The following is an 18437-nucleotide window of genomic DNA, read 5'->3' on the forward strand; positions in this document are numbered from 1 at the left end:
TTTCGTTCTGTTCTTGCGTTTCCGACTCTATCAGAGTCTTTCGCGCTTGCTTTCCAGGTTCTTCGCTTTCGCGCTTTCCCTTTCCGGCGATTCCGACTCTATCAGATCCTTTCGGGCCTGACCCCCGGTCAGCGGGGTTTGCGTTCCGGGCTGTTGGGCCCTTCCGGCGAGTGAGACAGTAGCGGATTCCCTGTCCCCGAAGCCAATCGGCGGCTGCGTCCTGGAACGCGGATTCCTCATTCGCAAATACGCATGAAAACGGGACGACAACATGCGTCGTTCGTTCGAATGTGTAGTGCGGGATGGCTGTCCGGGGACCGACCGGGGTCGGCGCTCACTTCGGACAACTCGAAGAACCTTACGGATCGGGTACGTACGTGTCAACCCCCGGCGGGGGGGGGGAAACCTCCCCCGCCCCGCCCCCTCCCCGGGCTACGCTGATCCCATGACTACGCATGCGCTCACGCTCAGCCTTCGCTGGTGGGCCGCCTGACGGCGGCCGACCATCCACGCGAGTACGCATGCGCTCACGGCCGCCGCTTCGGCGGCCGTTTTCGTTTCCTCCCCTCACGGGAGTGGGGCGGCCGCCCGAGGCGGCGGTCTCCACACCACACACAGAGGGAGAGCGGGACATGACGAGGATCTTCAGCGGGGTCAAGCCCACCGGGCATCTGACGCTGGGGAACTACCTGGGGGCCGTGCGGCAGTGGGTCGCCGCCGACCAGGAGCCGCAGGACGCGCTGTTCTGCGTCGTCGATCTGCACGCGCTGACCGTCGAGCACGATCCGGCGCGGGTGCGGCGGCTCAGCAGGCAGGCCGCGACGCTGTTGCTCGCCGCCGGGCTCGATCCGCGGCGGTGCACCCTCTTCGTGCAGAGCCACGTCGACGAGCACACGCGGCTGGCCTACCTGCTGGAGTGCACCGCCACCGACGGCGAGCTGCGCCGGATGATCCAGTACCGGCAGAAGGCGGCGAAGGCGCAGGCCTCCGGGGACGGCGTACGGCTGTCGCTGCTGACGTATCCCGTGCTGATGGCGGCCGACATCCTGGCGTACCGGACGGACGAGGTGCCGGTGGGTGAGGACCAGCGGCAGCACGTGGAGCTGGCGCGGGACCTCGCGGTGCGGTTCAACCAGCGGTACGGGCCGGCCTTCACCGTGCCGCGGGCGACGCTGCCGGCCGTGGCGGCGCGGGTCATGGATCTGCAGGACCCGACATCGAAGATGGGGAAGTCGCACGAGAACGGGGCCGGGATCGTCTATCTGCTGGACGAGCCCGAGGTGGTGCGCCGCAAGGTGATGCGGGCCGTGACCGACAGCGGGGAGGGCGGGGTCGTCTACGACCGGGCCGCGCGGCCGGGGGTGGCGAACCTGCTGGACGTCCTGGCGGCCTGTACGGGCGGTGACCCGGAGCGGCTGGCCGGGGAGTACGAGCAGTACGGGGCGCTGAAGCGGGACGTCGCCGACGCCGTGGTGGAGCTGCTGCGGCCGCTGCGGGAGCGGCACGCCGAGCTGGCGGCCGATCCCGGGGAGGTGGACCGGGTGCTGCGGGAGGGGGCCGGGCGGGCCCGGGCCGTGGCGCGGCCGGTGGTGGACCGGGCGTACGGGGCGATCGGGCTGCTGGCGCCCTCGTACGCGTAGGCCCGTACGCCCGGCCTGGCTCAGCTGTTGCCGGAGGCGAGTTCGCGGCTGCGGTCGCGGGCCGCCTCCAGGGCGGCGATCAGGGCCGCCCGTACGCCGTGCTTCTCCAGCTCGACGATGGCGTTGATGGTCGTGCCGGCCGGGGAGGTGACGGCTTCGCGGAGCTTGACCGGGTGTTCGCCGCTGTCGCGGAGCATCACGGCGGCGCCGATGGCGGCCTGGACGATGAGGTCGTGGGCCTGGGCGCGGGGCAGGCCGAGGAGGATGCCGGCGTCGGTCATGGCTTCGACCAGGAAGTAGAAGTAGGCGGGGCCGGAGCCGGAGAGGGCGGTGGCCGCGTCCTGCTGGGACTCGGGGACGCGCAGGGTCTTGCCGACGCCGCCGAAGATCTCCTCGGTGTGCTGGAGGTGGGCGGCGGTGGCGTGGCTGCCGGCGGAGATGACGGACATGGCCTCGTCCACGAGGGCGGGGGTGTTCGTCATGACGCGGACGACCGGGGTGCCGGGGGCGAGCCGCTCCTCGAAGAAGGAGGTGGGGATGCCGGCGGCGCCGCTGATGATCAGGCGGTCGGCGGGGACGTGGGGAGCGAGCTCTTCGAGGAGCCGGCCCATGTCCTGGGGCTTGACGGTGAGGATGAGGGTGTCGGCGCGCTTGGCGGCCTCGGCGTTGGTGACGGCCTCGACGCCGTAGCGCTCGCGCAGTTCCGCGGCGCGTTCGGGGCGGCGGGCGGTGACGAGGAGCTTGGCCGCCGGCCGGCCGCCGCGGATCATCCCGCTGAGCAGGGCCTCGCCGATCTTGCCGGTACCGAGGACTGCGACTGTCTGGGTCATGCCCGATCCACCTCGCCTGGGATGCGTGTACTCACCGTTCATCCTCGCACCAGGTCCGGTGGCGGCGGGGCAGCGTCCGGATCGCGGTCAGGGGGTGCGGCGGCGCAGGGTGGCGGCGCCGAGGGCGAGGACGAGGAGGGCGCAGGCGGCGACGATGACGGCGTCGCGGACGAAGTCGGCGGTCATGTCGGTGTGGGTGAGGACCTGGGTCATGCCGTCGACGGCGTAGGACATCGGCAGGACGTCGGAGAGGCCGGAGAGGACCGGCTGCATGGTGTCGCGGGCGGCGAAGAGGCCGCACAGGAGCAGCTGCGGGAAGATCACGGCCGGCATGAACTGGACGGCCTGGAACTCGGAGGCGGCGAAGGCGGAGACGAAGAGTCCGAGGGCGGTGCCGAGGAGGGCGTCGAGGAGGGCCACGAGGAGGAGCAGCCAGGGGGAGCCGACGACGTCGAGGCCGAGGACCCAGAGGGCCAGGCCGGTGGCGAGGAGGGACTGGACGACGGCGACGGCGCCGAAGGCGAGGGCGTAGCCGGCGATGAGGTCGCCCTTGCCGAGGGGCATGGCGAGGAGGCGTTCGAGGGTGCCGGAGGTGCGTTCGCGCAGGGTGGCGATGGAGGTGACGAGGAACATCGTGATGAGGGGGAAGATCCCGAGGAGGGACGCGCCGATGCTGTCGAAGGTGCGCGGGCTGCCGTCGAAGACGTAGCGGAGCAGGGTCAGCATCAGGACGGGGACCAGCAGCATCAGGGCGATGGAGCGCGGGTCGTGGCGGAGCTGGCGCAGGACGCGGGCGGCGGTGGCGGCGGTGCGGGCCGTGTTCATCGGTTCTGCTCCTGGGGGGTGGGGGTGCCGGCTTCGGCGGCGTGGGCTTCGGCGGCGTTGGCCTCGTCCACGAGGCGCAGGAAGGCCTCTTCGACGGTGGGGGCGTGGGTGCGGGCACGCAGGGCGTCGGGGGTGTCCTGGGCGAGGATGCGGCCCTCGCGCATGAGGAGCAGGTCGTGGCAGCGCTCGGCCTCGTCCATGACGTGGGAGGAGACGAGGATCGTGGTGCCGCGGTCGGCGGTGAGGGCGTGGAAGAGGTTCCACAGGTCGCGGCGCAGGACGGGGTCGAGGCCGACGGTGGGTTCGTCGAGGACGAGCAGTTCGGGGGCGCCGAGCAGGGCGACGGCGAGGGAGACGCGGCTGCGCTGGCCGCCGGAGAGGTTGCCGGCGAGGGCGTCGGCGCGGGTGGTGAGGTCGACGTCGGTGATGGCGCGGGTGACGGTGTCGCGGCGGCGGTCGGCGGCGGCGCGGCCGGGGTCGAGGACCGCGGCGAAGTAGTCGAGGTTCTGCCGGACGGTGAGGTCGTCGTAGACGGAGGGCGCCTGGGTGACGTAGCCGATGCGCGAGCGCAGGCGGGGGTGGCCGGCGGGGTGGCCGAGGACGTCGAGGGTGCCGGTGACGTGGGCCTGGGTGCCGACGACGGCGCGCATGAGGGTGGACTTGCCGCAGCCGGAGGGGCCGAGGAGGCCGGTGATGCGGCCGCGGGGGACGTCGAAGGCGAGGTCGTCGAGGACGGTGCGGGGGGTGCGGCCGGTGCCGCGGCGGACGGTGAGACCGTGGGCGTGGACGGCGGGTGTGGCGGCCGCCCCCGGCTGGTTATTCATCATGTGATGAATAATGCTCCCGGGGGTGCCCCGCGTCAATCGGCGGGGCGGTGCGGCTACCGCTTGCGCTTGGGGCGGCGGGCGGCCGGGTTGCCCGTACGGACGCTGCGGCGGCGGGCGGCCTCGGTCAGGGCGCGCTCGTACTCGGCGCGGTGGAGCTTCTCGCCGGGCGCCTCGGTGAGGCAGCGCAGGAAGTACGCGATGAGGGAGCCGATGAAGCCGATCGCCTTCAGGCCCTTGAGGGCGGCCTCGTCGGAGGACGGGGCGGGGCGGCGGCCGAAGGACTCCCAGGTCTTGGCGAAGGCGATGGCGCTGGCGACCGCGAAGAGCACGACGACGGAGATGCTGAGGAACGGGCCGACGTTGCCGATCTCCAGGCCCTCGTAGGCGAGGCGCAGCAGGTACGCGGCGGCGAAGGCGCCGATCAGCGCGCCGGCGGCGACGCCGGCGCGGCGCAGGGCGTAGCCGCGGCCGTGGTCGACCCAGGACGTGCCGAAGAACCGGATCGGCTCGGGGCGCGGTCCGGCGGCGGGCCCGGCGGGCTCGGTGGCGGGCTCGGTGGCCGGGGTGCCGGGCGGGCGGCTCTGGTCTCGCTGCTGGTCGTCGCTCACACCGGCGATTATCCCTCGCGGGGGCCGGGCGGGCCGGAGGCGTCTCACGTGGCAGAACGGTAACGGCCGCCGGCCCCGGTCGGGCGGCCTGCGGGGAGGCCGCCCGGCGGGGCCGGATCGGGTCCGGGCTGGGCGGGCCGGTCGGCCCAGGTCCGGGCGGTCGGGCCGGGTCCGGGCGGTCGGGCCGGGTCCGGGCGGGCCGGTTAGCCGCAGTGCGGGGCTACGTAGCCGTCGCTGCCCGTCTTCACGTAGGCGTCGGAGACGAACTCGCCGTTGCCGACGCAGTCCCACAGGTTCGTCGTGCCGTACGGGCCGCTGACGGTGGTGCCGGGACACTGGCAGCGGACCGAGACGACCGCGCCGACCGGCAGCGTGTCGACGATGGCGTACCCGGTGCCGGGGCCGCTGCGGACGTTGACGCTGTAGCCGGGCGCGACCGGGAAACGCTGGAAGCCGGAGTCGGCGGCCAGGCTCTGGACTTGGCCGGATTCGTTCTCTACGGACATGTGAAATCTCCCCCCATGGGTGTTGCGCTGCGCAACGCGCGCAGGGTAGCAAGCCCTTGGATGTTCCCACGGGCCATCGACTAGGCTCCGGCGGGGGTGGTGAGCGGTGCAGTCGCGGCGCGCGGACTACGCGGGGTTTCCGGAGTACGCCGGGCGGTACCGGCTCGAATCCGTGCTCGGCTCCGGCGGCATGGGCGTCGTCCATCTGGCCGCCTCCAGTTCGGGGCTGAAACTCGCCGTCAAGGTGGTGCACGCGCAGCACGCGGTGGACCCCGAGTTCCGGGCCCGGTTCCGGCAGGAGGTGGCGGCCGCCCGGCGGGTGAGCGGGGCCTTCACGGCGCCCGTCGTGGACGCCGATCCGGATGCCGAACGGCCCTGGATGGCCACCTTGTTCGTCGACGCCCCGACGCTGTCCGAGCGGGTACGGGAACGGGTGCTGGACGCCGGTGAGCTGACCCGGCTCGCGGCCGGGCTGGCGGAGGCCCTGCGGGACATCCACCGCGCCGGGGTCGTGCACCGGGACCTGAAGCCGAGCAACGTCCTGATGGCGCCGGACGGGGTGCGGGTCATCGACTTCGGCATCTCGCGCCCGGCCGACAGCGACCTGCGCACGGAGACGGGCAAGCTCATCGGGACGCCGCCGTTCATGGCGCCGGAGCAGTTCCAGTCGCCCCGCGACGTCGGGACCGCCGCCGACGTCTTCGCCCTGGGGGCGGTTCTGGTGCACGCGGCGACCGGGCGCGGGCCGTTCGACTCCGACAGCCACTACCTCGTCGCGTACCAGGTGGTGCACAGCGAGCCCGATCTGACGGGGCTGCCCGCGCGGCTCGCCCCGGTGGTGGCCCGCTGTCTGGCCAAGGATCCGGCCGAGCGGCCGACCGCCGACGCGCTGATCGCCGAGATCCGTACGGTGACCAGCCGGACGGCCGAGGACACCCAGGCCTTCGTCCCGGCGCCGCGGCGGCCCGCCCCCGCCGAGGAGGACACCCACCGGCGCGACGGGATCGCGGTCGCGGCGCAGCCGCCCGCCGGGCTGCAGGACGCGCTGCCCGACGGCGCCGTCACCGGCCGTCGGGGGCGGCGGCTCGCCGGCGCGGCGGGCGTGGTGCTGCTGCTCGCGGGCGGGGTGCTCGGCGGCTACCTCCGGTTCGGGGTGGCGGGCGAGCCGCCCCCGGCTTCGGCGGCGGCCGCGGACGCGCCGCGGCCCGCCTTCGCCCCGTGGGAGGTGGCGCTGGCGAAGCCGGACAGCCCGGGGCCGGGCCCGGCCTGCTCCGGGCAGGCCGCGGGCCTGTACTGCCGCGCCCCGGGGGTGGCGGCGGCCCGGCTGGACCCGGCGACCGGCGCCGTGCTGTGGTCCGTACCCGCCACCGGCCAGGAGCAGCGGGGCGACAAGGACGGGGCTCCGCTGTACGCGGGCGGGCTCGTCCTCACCGTCGCCTCCGGCAGCGGGGCGCTGCGGGCGCTGGACCCGGGGACGGGCGCCGTGCGCTGGCAGCGGGACCTGCCGGGCGGCGCGCGGGTGGTCGTCACCGGCGCGGCGGTGGTGCTCGCCGGTGCGGACGGGGCCGTGACGGCGCTGGACCCCGCCGACGGCGCGACCCTGTGGTCGAAGCGCATCGGCCCGGCGGGATCGGTGTGGTGGGGCGGCCCGGAGGGGCTCTACCTGGCGGCGTCGGGTACCGGTACGGCCGCCACGCAGCTCAGCGCCGTGGACCCGCGGACGGGGGCCGAGAGCTGGCGGGTGCGGGCGGAGGGGCGGCTGCGGCCCGTCGGGACGGCCCACGGCGCGCTGCACCTGCTGGACAAGGACGCCGAGTCGAAGACCACCGAGGTCGTACGGGTGGACCTGGCGACCCGGGCGGTGGTCCGCACCCGGCTCGCGTCCCCACTGTTCGACGCGCAGGCGGCCGTGGCGCCCGACGGGACCGTGTACGCCGTCGGGACGTCCGGGGGGCTCGCGGCCGTCGGGCCGGCCCGGGAGACGTGGCGGCTGGAGACGGGTACGGCGCTCGCCTCGCAGCCCGTCGTCGCCGACGGCCGGGTGTTCCTGAGCGCCGCGGACGGCCGGCTGCTGGCCGTCGACGCGGCCGCCGGACGCCTCGCCGGGCAGACCCGGCCCCGGATGGGGACGGGCCGGGCCACCCTCAGCGCCGCCCTGCCCACCCCGGTCGCCGCCGAGGGGCGGGTGTTCGGCTCCGCGCCCGACGGGAGCGTGTTCGCCGTCGACCCCCGCGACCCGGCCGGCTGGTAGCCCCGAAGGGGCGTCAGCCCAGGAGGCTGACGTCGCGGACCGCGCCCTTGTCGGCGCTGGTCGCCATCGCCGCGTAGGCGCGCAGGGCCGCGGAGACCTTGCGCTCGCGGTTCTTCGGCGCGTAGACGCCGCCGAGGGCCGCGTGGCGGGCGGCGACGGTGGCCTCGTCGACCAGCAGCTCGATGGAGCGGTTGGGGATGTCGATGCGGATCCGGTCGCCGTCCTCGACGATCGCGATGTCACCGCCGGACGCCGCCTCCGGGGAGGCGTGGCCGATGGAGAGGCCGGAGGTGCCGCCGGAGAAACGGCCGTCCGTCACCAGGGCGCAGACCTTGCCGAGGCCGCGGCCCTTGAGGAAGGAGGTCGGGTAGAGCATCTCCTGCATGCCGGGGCCGCCGCGCGGGCCCTCGTAACGGATGACGACGACGTCGCCCGCCTTGATCTCCTTGCGCAGGATCTTGTCGACGGCCTCGTCCTGCGACTCGCAGACGACGGCCGGGCCCTCGAAGGTCCAGATCGACTCGTCGACACCGGCCGTCTTGACGACGCAGCCGTCGACCGCGATGTTGCCGCGCAGGACGGCCAGGCCGCCGTCCTTGGAGTACGCGTGCTGCACCGAGCGGATGCAGCCGCCCTCGGCGTCGAGGTCGAGGGCGTCCCAGCGCTCGGACTGGGAGAAGGCGGTCGCGGAGCGCTTGCAGCCGGGGGCCGCGTGCCACAGCTCCATCGCCGTCTCGCCCGCCGTGCCGGAGCGGGCGTCCCACTTCGCCAGCCAGTCCTCCAGGCCGTCGGAGTGGACGGTGGTGACGTCCTTGTTGAGGAGCCCGCCGCGGTGCAGCTCGCCGAGGATGGCGGGGATGCCGCCGGCGCGGTGGATGTCCTCCATGTAGTACGTGCCGCCGGGCGCCACGTTCGGCGCGACCTTGGCCAGGCACGGGACGCGGCGCGAGACGGCGTCGATGTCGGTGAGGTCGTACTCCAGGCCCGCCTCCTGCGCCGCCGCGAGGAGGTGCAGGATCGTGTTGGTGGAGCCGCCCATCGCGATGTCGAGGGCCATGGCGTTCTCGAAGGCCTCGCGGGTGGCGATGTTGCGCGGCAGGACGGACTCGTCGCCGTCCTCGTAGTAGCGCTTGGTGATTTCCACGACCGTGCGGCCGGCGTCCTCGTACAGGGCGCGGCGGGCGGTGTGGGTGGCGAGGACGGAGCCGTTGCCGGGCAGGGCCAGGCCGATGGCCTCGGCGAGGCAGTTCATCGAGTTGGCGGTGAACATGCCCGAACAGGAGCCGCAGGTGGGGCAGGCGTTCTCCTCGATGCGGAGCACGTCCTCGTCGGAGACGTTCTCGTTGGAGGCGTCCACCATGGCGTCGATCAGGTCGAGCTTGCGGACGGTGCCGTCGACCAGGACGGCCTGGCCGGCCTCCATCGGGCCGCCGGAGACGAAGACGACCGGGATGTTGAGGCGCATGGCGGCCATCAGCATGCCGGGGGTGATCTTGTCGCAGTTGGAGATGCAGATCAGGGCGTCGGCGCAGTGCGCCTCGACCATGTACTCGACCGAGTCCGCGATCAGGTCGCGGGAGGGCAGGGAGTACAGCATGCCGCCGTGGCCCATGGCGATGCCGTCGTCCACCGCGATGGTGTTGAACTCGCGGGGGATGGCGCCCGCGGCGCGGATCGCGTCCGAGACGATGCGGCCGACCGGCGCCAGGTGGGTGTGGCCGGGGACGAACTCGGTGAAGGAGTTGGCGACCGCGATGATCGGCTTGCCGATGTCCTCGCTCGCTACGCCCGAAGCGCGCATCAGCGCACGAGCGCCTGCCATGTTGCGGCCGTGGGTGACGGTGCGGGACCTCAGCTCGGGCATGCGGTTTCACTCCCCATGAGTGCGGCCGGCGCTGCGGTCGGCCGCGACTGCGGATATGGCTCGGTTACGAGGCTACGCCCACCGCCCGCGATCCGGACAGGTTGTCCGGATGGCGGGACGCGCGGCTCATTCTCCGGTCAGGTAGCGCTGGAGGGTGGGCGCCACGAGGGCGATGATCCGCTCCGGGTCGGCGGAGGCCAGCGGCTCCACCTGGACGACGTAGCGCACCATCGCGATGCCGATCATGTGCGCGGCGGCCAGTTCGGCGCGGAAGGTGGGGTCCGGGACGTCGAGGTCGGCGGCGACCCGCTCCAGCACGCGGCGCAGGATCAGGCCGCGCAGCACCTTCGCGGCGGCCTCGTGGGTGAGGGCGGAGCGGATGACCGCGAGCAGCGGGGCGCGGGTGACGGGGTTCTCCCACATGCCGAGGAAGTAGCGGGCCAGGCGCTCGCCGATGCCGTCGGGGCCCTCGCCGAGGATCGCCGGGACCACCAGGGCGGGCTCCATGGTGACCTCGATGGCGGCGGCGAAGAGGTCGTCCTTGCTCCCGAAGTAGTGGTGCACCAGCGCCGGGTCCACGCCGGCGACCTTCGCGACGCCGCGTACGGAGGTCTTGTCGTAGCCGCGCTCGGCGAAGACCTCGCGGGCGGCGAGGCGGATGCGCTCCTGGGTGCCGGGGCCGTCGTCGGCCTCGTCCTGGCGGGGGCGGCCGGGGCCGCGGCGGCGGGGCGGGGCGGCGGGGTCCGCCGGGTCCGTGGGGTCGGCCGGGTCCCTGGGGTCCGCCGGGTCCGTGGGGGCCGTCACCGGCGCCGCCGGGCCGGATTCGCCAGGTGGAGGCGGGTGAAGGCCAGCGCCTCGGCGAGGTCGGCCTCGCGCTCGGCGGCGGACATGGCCCGGCGGGTGTTGACCTCGATGACGACGTGCCCGTCGAAGGAGGACCGGGCCAGCCCGCCCAGCAGCTCCGCGCAGGGCTGGGTGCCGCGGCCGGGCACGAGGTGCTCGTCCTTCGCCGACCCGTTCCCGTCCGCGAGGTGGACGTGGGCCAGCCGGTCGCCCATCCGGTCGATCATCGCGGTGGCGTCCGTACGGGCGGTCGCGGTGTGCGAGAGGTCGACGGTGAAGTGCCGGTAGTCGTCCTTCGTGACGTCCCACTCGGGCGCGTACGCGAGCATCTCGCGGTCGCGGTAGCGCCACGGGTACATGTTCTCGACGGCGAAGCGGACGTCGGTCTCGTCGGCCATCCGCCAGATCCCGGAGACGAAGTCCCGGGCGTACTGGCGCTGCCAGCGGAACGGCGGGTGCACGACGACCGTGCTCGCGCCGAGCTTCTCGGCCGCGGCCTGGGCCCGCTGGAGCTTGGTCCAGGGGTCGGTGGACCACACGCGCTGGGTGATGAGCAGGCAGGGGGCGTGTATGGCCAGGATCGGCACCCGGTGGTGGTCGGAGAGGCGGCGCAGGGCGTCGACGTCCTGACTGACCGGGTCCGTCCACACCATGACCTCGACGCCGTCGTACCCGAGGCGGGCGGCGATCTCGAAGGCGGTCGCCGTGGTCTCCGGGTAGACGGAGGCGGTCGAGAGGGCGATTTTCGGAGCGGTGGTGGTCGGGGGACGGACTGGTTCTGCCACGGGGACAGATTACGGGGCACCCGCGCGGCCGGGGCGGCCCGGCCCCCGGACCCGGCTCAATGCCGACGCCACACCAGCGTGTAGCGCCAGAACAGCCGGCGGCGCAGCCGCGCGCCCGGCAGGATCCGGCGGGCCTCGCGGGCGATGTCCGCGAAGGCCGTCTCCGCGGGCCGGGTCGGGGCGGTCATCGAGGCCGGGCGGGGCGCCGTAAGTCCCCGGTTCTTGAGCCAGCCCGCGGCGGCGTTCAGCGGGATCGCGGCCGCGCCGAGGAGGTGGTCGCCGGGCGTACGGGCCGCGTACAAGCCGACCACGACCAGCGTCCCGCCGGGCGCGAGGAGCGCGCGGAAGCGGCCGAGGGCCTCGGTGAGGGGGAGATGGTGCAGGACGGCCACGCAGGTGATGACGTCGTACGGCGCCCCGGCGTCCGGCGGCTCGCGGGAAGGGGCCTCGCCGGACGGGGTGTCGGACGGGGTCGCGGCGTGCGAGGCCTCGCCAGGACGGGCCCCGGCGTCCGGGCCCTCGTCCGCCAGGGCGTCTCTTACCGCGAAGGTGACCGGCAGGTGGGGCGGTGTGAGGGCGCGGGCCCGCGCCACGATGGCCGGGTCGGCGTCGATGCCCCGTACCGCCGCCGCCCGCGCGGCCAGCGCACGGGCGAGGTCGCCGGTGCCGGAGCCGACGTCGAGGGCGCGGCCGAACCGGCGCGGCAGCCGGCGCAGGATCCACCGGTGGTGGTGGGCGTTGTGGTCCCAGGGGTGGGCGTCGTTGAACCGGTCCAGCGCCGCGAGCACGCGCGCCGTCGGGAGGGTGGGCACCGGCGGGCTACGGAAGGTGGTCCAGGCGGCGCAGGATGACGCCCTCGCGCAGCGCCCAGGGGCAGATCTCCAGCTCGTCCACGCCGAAGAGGTCCATCGTGGCCTCGGCCACCAGCGCGCCCGCCAGCAGCTGCGCCGCCCGGCCCTCCGAGACGCCCGGCAGGACGCTCCGTTCGGCGGTGGTCATCTCGGTGAGGCGCGGGACCCACTCCGCCAGGGACTTGCGGGTCAGGTCGCGCTGCACGTACAGGCCGTCCGCCTCCCGGGCCGCGCCCGCGATCCGGGCGAGCTGCTTGAAGGTCTTGGACGTGGCCACCACGTGGTCCGGCGCCCCGAACCGGCTGAACTCGCCGACGGTACGGGCGATGCTCGACCGCACGTGCCGCCGCAGGGCCTTCACGTCCGCCGGGTCCGGCGGGTCGCCCGGGAGCCACTCCGAGGTGAGGCGGCCCGCGCCGAGCGGGAGGGAGACGGCCGTGTCCGGGTCCTCGTCGATCCCGTACGCGATCTCCAGCGAGCCGCCGCCGATGTCGAGGACCAGCAGCTTGCCGGCGGACCAGCCGAACCACCGGCGGACCGCGAGGAAGGTGAGCCGGGCCTCGTCCTCACCGCTGAGCACCGGCAGCTCCAGCCCGGTCTCGGCCTTGACGCGGGCGAGGACCTCGTCGGCGTTGGTGGCCTCGCGCACCGCGCTCGTCGCGAAGGGCAGCAGGTCCTCGCAGCCCTTGTCCTCGGCGGCGTGCACGGCCTCGCCGATCACGTGGACGAGGCGCTCGACGCCCTCCGGGGTGACGGCGCCGCGCTCGTCGAGGAGCTGCGCGAGGCGCAGCTGCACCTTGTGCGAGTGCGCGGGCAGCGGCCGCGCGCCGGGGTGCGCGTCCACCACCAGCAGATGCACCGTGTTCGAACCCACATCGAGGACACCGAGTCTCATGCGGGAAACGCTACTGGGCCGAACGCGCCGGGGTGGCCCGAGGGGCCCTTAGGCTGGGGAATGTGCCAAATACGAAGAAGGCCAACAAGACCCGGTCGAAGAAGGACAAGGGCGTGGAGCCGGACGAGAAGGGGCTCGACTTCCCCCGCGCCTGGGTGGAATTCCCCGATCCCGCCGACGACGAGCAGGTCTTCCGCTGTGACCTGACCTGGCTGACCTCCCGCTGGACCTGTGTCTTCGGCCAGGGCTGCCAGGGCATCCAGGCCGGCCGGGCCTCGGACGGGTGCTGCTCGCTGGGCGCGCACTTCTCCGACGAGGACGACGAGAAGCGGGTCGCCGAGCACGTGGCGCGGCTCACGCCGGAGCTGTGGCAGTTCCACGACGTGGGCGGCGAGTCGGGGTGGACGCAGTTCGACGACGACGGGGAGAAGCAGACCCGCCGCTGGGACGGGGCGTGCATCTTCCTGAACCGGCCCGGCTTCCCGGCCGGGGCCGGCTGTTCGCTGCACATCCTGGCCCTCAAGAGCGGTCAGGAGCCGCTGGAGACCAAGCCGGACGTGTGCTGGCAGCTGCCGATCCGGCGTACGTACGACTGGATCGACCGTCCCGACGACACCCGGGTGCTCCAGGTGTCGATCGGCGAGTACGACCGGCGGGGCTGGGGGCCGGGCGGCCACGACCTGCACTGGTGGTGCACGTCGGCGACCTCCGCGCACGGCGCCGGGAAGCCGGTGTACGTGTCGTACCGGGCCGAGCTGACGGAGCTGATGGGTAAGGAGGGCTACGACGCCCTGGTGCGGCTGTGCGAGGCGCGTCTGTCGTCGCTGCTGCCGATGGCCCCGCACCCGGCGGACCCCGCCTGAGGGGCCCCGGCCGGGGTCCCTCGCCCGGGGACTAGGTCGTCGGTGCGGGCGGGTCCGGGTCCGGAGTGGGGGAAACCGTTCCTCCTGAGGGCTCTGGGGCTGGAGTGTCCGTTGGTGTGGGCGTGGGCGTGGGCGTCGGGGTGGGGTCCGGCGTGGGCGTCGGGTCCGGCGTCGGGTCCGGCGGGGTGGGCGTCGGGGTCGGGTCGGGCCGCGGGGGGTCCGGGGTGGGGGCCGGGCGGCCGCGGCCCTGGATGGAGATCACCGCGCCCGACGGGTCCACGCCGACCCGGGCGCTCCAGGCGCCGACGGGCTGGGCCGCGGCGTCCACCGTGATGCGCAGGGTGACCGATTCTCCAGGTGCCAGGGTCCCCGCGGTCTGGCTCGCGCGCAGCCACGGGGCGTCCGACCAGAGCCGCCAGCCGACGGGGGCGCCGCCGGAGGCGGTGAGGGTGAGCAGGGTCGTGGCGCCGCGGCTCGATGGCACGACGGTGAGCCGGCCGGGGGCGCCGGGGCCGTCGGCGTCCGGGCCGGCGGGGGCGCCCGCGCTGATGACCGCGACCGAGACGTCGGGGACCTCGTCGCCCCGGGCGAAGCCGGGCTCGCCGGTGGTGTGGGCGGTGTTGCCGGTGTTCTCGTACGCGGTCAGGGGAAGGCCCCCGGTGTAGGGCGGCGGGATCTGCGATTCGCCGGCCGAGATGCGGGTGCCGTCGCCCCCGACGGACTCGCCGGTGGTGGGGGCGCCCCGGTACGCGGCCCACAGCGCGAGGACGGGTGCGGCGACGACGGTGGCCACGACGGTGGTGGTCACGGCCCGCGCCCGGAGCCGGTCGCGGCGGGCGGCACGGTCCTTGGGGTCCATGGGGAAGCCGGTGCGGTCGAAGCGCGGGCCCGGGCGGCCGCCGCGGCGCCGGCCGGAGCGCAGCATGGCGGCGTGGACGGCGGGGCGGGGGGCGGGCACCAGCGGGAGCGCGGCGCGGACGCCGCCGGTGCCGGGCCAGGGGGCACCGGCGCCGACGCGTTCGGCGGCGCGGCGGCAGCGCGGGCAGTCGTCGACGTGGCGTACGAGCTCGGCGCGCAGGGTGCTGGAGAGCAGTACGTTGCCGTCGCCGCCGTCGCCCTCCTCGCCGGTGAGGCGGGCCACGGCCGGGCAGTTGCCGCTCTCCACGACGGCGAGGGCGGCGCGGGTGCGCTCCACCTCGCAGGCGGCGCCGGACAGCAGCTCGCGCGCGGCGGCGGGCCGCGTACCGAGGACGGCGGCGAGTTCGGTGACGCCGAGGCGGTGGCGGACGGCGAGTTCGAGGGCCTCGCGCTGCTCGGGGGTGGTTCCGGCGGCCTCGGGCCAGGCGAGCCGGGCCAGCTCGGTGCGGCGGTAGGCGCTCACGTCGAGCCCCGGTGGTACGGGCGGCGACGCCGCCGCGGGCGCGGGCTCCGTGTGCTCCGGCGTGCGCCGGGCGGAGTGCGCCCCCTGGCGTACGCGGCGCTGTTCGGCGAGCCTGCGCAGGCAGGCCCAGCGGGCGAGCGCGTACAGCCAGGCCCGCCGGTCGCTCTCGTCGGGACACCGGCCGGGGTGGCGTTCGGCGACGGCGAGGACGTCCCCCAGCACCTCGGTGGCGGTGTCGTGGTCGCACAGGACGGAGAGGCAGTAGGTGAACAGGCCGTCGAGGTAGGGCTCGTGCCGGGAGGGCGGTGGCTGCTCGTCCGGGAGGGTCCGGTGCCCCGCCGGAACGGTCGGATCCCCCGCGTCCGCCGGGGGCGTGCGCCCATGCGCCCGGTGTGCGCCGGTGCGCGACGCGTGGGCTGAGTGGTTGCTGCTGTTCACCTGGCGACCGTAGGCGGCACGTCGCTGACCGCCCGGAAGCCTTCACCGGTTTTAGCCCTTACGGGTGAACAGATCGCCGGTGCGCTGACAGCGGCCCTGACGGCGGCTCCGGGAAGGCGCGGCCGGGACCGCGGCGGGGCCGCGGCCGGACCCGCGGCGGAGGGCGCTGTCGGTGGGGGCCGCTACCGTGGGCCGCATGGCTGCCCGTACATCTCGATCATCCGCCAAGGACCGGCCGTCCTACCGCTGCTCCGAGTGCGGTTACACGACCGCGAAGTGGCTCGGCCGGTGCCCCGAGTGCCAGGCCTGGGGCACCGTCGAGGAGATGGGCGGGGCGCCCGCCGTACGGACCACCGCGGCGGGCCGGGTCTCCGCGCCCGCGCTGCCCATCGGCGAGGTCGACGGCCGCACCGCGACGGCCCGCAGCACCGGCGTCGACGAACTGGACCGCGTCCTCGGCGGCGGCCTGGTGCCCGGCGCGGTCGTGCTGCTGGCGGGCGAGCCGGGCGTCGGCAAGTCGACGCTGCTGCTCGACGTCGCGGCGAAGGCGGCCTCCGGGGAGCACCGCACCCTCTACGTCACCGGTGAGGAGTCGGCGAGCCAGGTGCGGCTGCGGGCCGACCGGATCAACGCCATCGACGACCACCTCTTCCTCGCCGCCGAGACCGACCTGTCCGCCGTCCTCGGCCACCTCGACGCGGTCAAGCCGTCCCTGCTCGTGCTGGACTCCGTACAGACCATCGCCTCCCCCGAGATCGACGGGGCGCCCGGCGGCATGGCCCAGGTGCGTGAGGTGGCGGGGGCGCTGATCCGCGCCTCCAAGGAGCGGGGCATGGCCACCCTCCTCGTCGGCCACGTCACCAAGGACGGGGCCATCGCCGGCCCCCGCCTGCTGGAGCACCTCGTGGACGTGGTCCTCAGCTTCGAGGGCGACCGGCACGCGCGGCTGCGCCTGGTGCGCGGCGTGAAGAACCGGTACGGCGCCACCGACGAGGTCGGCTGCTTCGAACTGCACGACGAGGGCATCACCGGACTTGCCGACCCGAGCGGGCTGTTCCTGACCCGGCGGGCCGAGGCGGTGCCGGGCACCTGCCTGACCGTGACCCTGGAGGGCAAGCGCCCGCTGGTCGCCGAGGTACAGGCGCTCACCGTCGACTCGCAGATCCCCTCGCCGCGCCGCACCACCTCCGGCCTGGAGACCTCGCGCGTCTCCATGATGCTGGCCGTGCTGGAGCAGCGCGGGCGGATCACCGCGCTCGGCAAGCGGGACATCTACAGCGCGACCGTGGGCGGGGTGAAGCTGACCGAACCGGCCGCGGACCTGGCGATCGCGCTCGCGCTGGCCTCCGCCGCCAGTGACGTGCCGCTGCCGAAGAACCTCGTCGCCATCGGGGAGGTCGGGCTGGCCGGCGAGGTGCGGCGGGTGACCGGCGTGCAGCGGCGGCTGGCCGAGGCGCACCGGCTCGGCTTCACGCACGCGCTGGTGCCGGCCGATCCGGGGAAGGTCCCGGCGGGCATGAAGGTGACGGAGGTCGCGGACATCGGGGACGCGCTACGGGTCCTGCCGCGCGGGCGCTCGCGCACCCCGGCGAAGGAGCGCGCGGCGGAATAGGGGACTCCGCGAGCGGGGGGCGGCAGGCGGCCCGGCGCCAGGTCAGGGGCCGGAACGGGGGCCCGCGGGAACGCCGGTCGGGGTGATGCGCGCCAAGGCACGGCGGGCTCACAGCCCGCGCCGGTAGACTTTGTGCTGGTCCGCCCGGCTGTACGCAGGCGGCGCAACCCGCGACCCAAGGAGTGCAGTGGCAGCCAAGGACGGGGCAGCAGCACCCGGAAAGTCCGGCGCGAGCGCCAAGCACGAGGCGTTGATGCGGGCCTCGCTGAGCGCGGTCGCCCCTGGTCAGCCGCTGCGCGACGGTCTGGAGCGGATCGTGCGCGGCAACACCGGCGGGCTGATCGTCCTCGGCATGGACAAGGCCGTCGAGGCGATGTGCACCGGCGGCTTCGTCCTGGACGTGGAGTTCACCGCGACGCGGCTGCGCGAGCTGTGCAAACTCGACGGGGCGCTGATCCTCGACAAGGACATCACCAAGATCCTGCGGGCCGGCGTGCAGCTGGTGCCCGACGCGTCGATCCCGACGGAGGAGACCGGAACCCGGCACCGGACGGCGGACCGCGTCTCGAAGCAGTGCGGTTTCCCGGTGGTGTCCGTCTCCCAGTCGATGCGGCTGATCGCGCTGTACGTGGACGGCGAGCGGCGCGTGCTGGAGGAGTCGGGGGCGATCCTGTCCCGGGCGAACCAGGCGCTGGCCACCCTGGAGCGGTACAAGCTGCGGCTGGACGAGGTCGCGGGGACGCTGTCCGCGCTGGAGATCGAGGACCTGGTCACGGTGCGCGACGTGACGGCGGTCGCGCAGCGGCTGGAAATGGTCCGCCGGATCGCGACGGAAATCGCCGAGTACGTGGTCGAACTGGGCACGGACGGGCGGCTGCTCTCCCTCCAGCTGGACGAGCTGACGGTCGGGATCGAGCAGGAGCGGGAGCTGGTGATCCGGGACTACGTTCCGGAACCCACGGCGAAGCGTTCCCGCACGGTGGAGGAGGCGCTGCCGGCGCTGGACGCGCTGACGCATCCGGAACTGCTGGAGCTGGCGATCGTGGCAAAGGCGCTGGGGTACACGGGGTCGCCGGAGACCCTGGACTCGGCGGTGTCGCCCCGCGGGTACCGGCTGCTGGCGAAGGTGCCGAGGCTGCCGGGGGCGATCATCGAGCGGCTCGTGGAGCACTTCGGGGGCCTGCAGAAGCTGCTCGCCGCCAGCGTGGACGACCTCCAGACGGTCGACGGCGTCGGCGAGGCCCGTGCGCGCAGCGTCCGCGAAGGCCTGTCCCGCCTGGCGGAATCCTCCATCCTGGAACGCTACGTCTGACCCTCCGGCCCCGGCGCCGCCGCCGGACCGCCAACGGGGTCTGCGCCGGGCCCCCTGGGGCTCCGCCCCAGACCCCGCGCCTCAAACGCCGGCGGGGCTGGATTTT

The 18437-nt window shown here is 74.4% G+C and carries 16 protein-coding genes; 5 read left to right on the top strand and 11 right to left on the bottom strand.

The genetic code is table 11. The features are described 5' to 3' along the window. The first annotated feature begins 632 nt into the window (after nucleotides 1-632). Nucleotides 633-1640 (top strand): tryptophan--tRNA ligase, encoded by a 1008-nt coding sequence (gene trpS / locus ACZ6ZT_RS34405; protein WP_469724353.1) that lies wholly within the window; start codon nucleotides 633-635, stop codon nucleotides 1638-1640. A gap of 20 nt (nucleotides 1641-1660) precedes the next feature. Here the strand turns inward: trpS and proC are convergent, their stop codons facing one another. The 5 genes from proC to ACZ6ZT_RS34430 all read right to left on the bottom strand — a co-directional run bounded on the left by proC (nucleotide 1661) and on the right by ACZ6ZT_RS34430 (nucleotide 5236). Continuing rightward, the gene (gene proC / locus ACZ6ZT_RS34410) at nucleotides 1661-2470 is read right to left on the bottom strand and encodes a pyrroline-5-carboxylate reductase (RefSeq protein WP_469724354.1); all 810 of its coding nucleotides are present in this window, start codon (nucleotides 2468-2470) and stop codon (nucleotides 1661-1663) included. An 87-nt stretch (nucleotides 2471-2557) separates the two neighbouring features. Continuing rightward, nucleotides 2558-3295 carry an ABC transporter permease gene (locus ACZ6ZT_RS34415; RefSeq protein WP_469724356.1) on the bottom strand — a complete coding sequence of 246 codons (738 nt, stop codon included), beginning with the start codon at nucleotides 3293-3295 and terminating at the stop codon, nucleotides 2558-2560. Further along, complete coding sequence (locus tag ACZ6ZT_RS34420) at nucleotides 3292-4122, bottom strand: ABC transporter ATP-binding protein (RefSeq protein ID WP_469724357.1); 831 nt, start codon at nucleotides 4120-4122, stop codon at nucleotides 3292-3294. The genes ACZ6ZT_RS34415 and ACZ6ZT_RS34420 overlap by 4 nt, the downstream gene beginning before the upstream one ends. Nucleotides 4123-4175: 53 nt before the next feature. Further along, nucleotides 4176-4730, bottom strand: coding sequence for a hypothetical protein (locus ACZ6ZT_RS34425; RefSeq protein WP_469724358.1), 555 nt, complete (start codon nucleotides 4728-4730; stop codon nucleotides 4176-4178). Between the two features lie 203 nt (nucleotides 4731-4933). Then, nucleotides 4934-5236: a peptidase gene (locus tag ACZ6ZT_RS34430; protein ID WP_469724359.1), complete on the bottom strand. Its 303-nt coding sequence runs from the start codon at nucleotides 5234-5236 to the stop codon at nucleotides 4934-4936. Between the two features lie 106 nt (nucleotides 5237-5342). Between ACZ6ZT_RS34430 and ACZ6ZT_RS34435 the strand changes: the two genes are divergently transcribed. Continuing rightward, nucleotides 5343-7487 (top strand): serine/threonine-protein kinase, encoded by a 2145-nt coding sequence (locus ACZ6ZT_RS34435; protein ID WP_469724360.1) that lies wholly within the window; start codon nucleotides 5343-5345, stop codon nucleotides 7485-7487. Nucleotides 7488-7500: 13 nt separating this feature from the next. Here ACZ6ZT_RS34435 and ilvD read toward each other — a convergent pair whose 3' ends face one another. The 5 genes from ilvD to ACZ6ZT_RS34460 all read right to left on the bottom strand — a co-directional run bounded on the left by ilvD (nucleotide 7501) and on the right by ACZ6ZT_RS34460 (nucleotide 12725). Beyond that, nucleotides 7501-9351, bottom strand: a complete 1851-nt coding sequence (gene ilvD / locus ACZ6ZT_RS34440) for a dihydroxy-acid dehydratase (protein WP_469724362.1) — start codon at nucleotides 9349-9351, stop codon at nucleotides 7501-7503. Between the two features lie 126 nt (nucleotides 9352-9477). Beyond that, nucleotides 9478-10155 carry a TetR/AcrR family transcriptional regulator gene (locus ACZ6ZT_RS34445; RefSeq protein WP_469724363.1) on the bottom strand — a complete coding sequence of 226 codons (678 nt, stop codon included), beginning with the start codon at nucleotides 10153-10155 and terminating at the stop codon, nucleotides 9478-9480. After that, nucleotides 10152-10979, bottom strand: coding sequence for a sugar phosphate isomerase/epimerase family protein (locus ACZ6ZT_RS34450; protein WP_469724364.1), 828 nt, complete (start codon nucleotides 10977-10979; stop codon nucleotides 10152-10154). Before ACZ6ZT_RS34450 ends, ACZ6ZT_RS34445 begins: the two co-directional genes overlap by 4 nt. Nucleotides 10980-11035: 56 nt before the next feature. Continuing rightward, nucleotides 11036-11791, bottom strand: coding sequence for a class I SAM-dependent methyltransferase (locus ACZ6ZT_RS34455; protein ID WP_469724366.1), 756 nt, complete (start codon nucleotides 11789-11791; stop codon nucleotides 11036-11038). A gap of 7 nt (nucleotides 11792-11798) precedes the next feature. After that, on the bottom strand, nucleotides 11799-12725 hold the full coding sequence (locus tag ACZ6ZT_RS34460; protein WP_469724367.1) for a Ppx/GppA family phosphatase: 927 nt from the start codon (nucleotides 12723-12725) through the stop codon (nucleotides 11799-11801). Between the two features lie 62 nt (nucleotides 12726-12787). Between ACZ6ZT_RS34460 and ACZ6ZT_RS34465 the strand changes: the two genes are divergently transcribed. After that, nucleotides 12788-13588, top strand: a complete 801-nt coding sequence (locus ACZ6ZT_RS34465; RefSeq protein ID WP_469724369.1) for a DUF3109 family protein — start codon at nucleotides 12788-12790, stop codon at nucleotides 13586-13588. A 31-nt stretch (nucleotides 13589-13619) separates the two neighbouring features. Here ACZ6ZT_RS34465 and ACZ6ZT_RS34470 read toward each other — a convergent pair whose 3' ends face one another. Beyond that, entirely contained in the window at nucleotides 13620-15407 is a 1788-nt protein-coding gene (locus ACZ6ZT_RS34470; RefSeq protein WP_469724370.1) for a BACON domain-containing protein, read from the bottom strand. Nucleotides 15408-15603: 196 nt separating this feature from the next. On the opposite strand from ACZ6ZT_RS34470, the gene radA reads away from it, so the two are divergent. Then, nucleotides 15604-17019, top strand: a complete 1416-nt coding sequence (radA, locus tag ACZ6ZT_RS34475; RefSeq protein WP_469724371.1) for a DNA repair protein RadA — start codon at nucleotides 15604-15606, stop codon at nucleotides 17017-17019. Nucleotides 17020-17206: 187 nt separating this feature from the next. Further along, complete coding sequence (gene disA / locus ACZ6ZT_RS34480) at nucleotides 17207-18331, top strand: DNA integrity scanning diadenylate cyclase DisA (RefSeq protein ID WP_469724372.1); 1125 nt, start codon at nucleotides 17207-17209, stop codon at nucleotides 18329-18331. Nucleotides 18332-18437 lie beyond the last annotated feature (106 nt).

The organism is Streptomyces sp. NPDC102258, assembly GCF_055584685.1.

What these genes read in the sequence shown, in the direction of transcription:
- proC (WP_469724354.1), bottom strand. Translation starts at nt 2,470, where the DNA reads ATGACCCAGACAGTCGCAGTCCTCGGTACCGGCAAGATCGGCGAGGCC.
- ilvD (WP_469724362.1), bottom strand. Translation starts at nt 9,351, where the DNA reads ATGCCCGAGCTGAGGTCCCGCACCGTCACCCACGGCCGCAACATGGCA.
- trpS (WP_469724353.1), top strand. Translation starts at nt 633, where the DNA reads ATGACGAGGATCTTCAGCGGGGTCAAGCCCACCGGGCATCTGACGCTG.
- ACZ6ZT_RS34430 (WP_469724359.1), bottom strand. Translation starts at nt 5,236, where the DNA reads ATGTCCGTAGAGAACGAATCCGGCCAAGTCCAGAGCCTGGCCGCCGAC.
- radA (WP_469724371.1), top strand. Translation starts at nt 15,604, where the DNA reads ATGGCTGCCCGTACATCTCGATCATCCGCCAAGGACCGGCCGTCCTAC.
- ACZ6ZT_RS34460 (WP_469724367.1), bottom strand. Translation starts at nt 12,725, where the DNA reads ATGAGACTCGGTGTCCTCGATGTGGGTTCGAACACGGTGCATCTGCTG.
- ACZ6ZT_RS34415 (WP_469724356.1), bottom strand. Translation starts at nt 3,295, where the DNA reads ATGAACACGGCCCGCACCGCCGCCACCGCCGCCCGCGTCCTGCGCCAG.
- ACZ6ZT_RS34420 (WP_469724357.1), bottom strand. Translation starts at nt 4,122, where the DNA reads ATGATGAATAACCAGCCGGGGGCGGCCGCCACACCCGCCGTCCACGCC.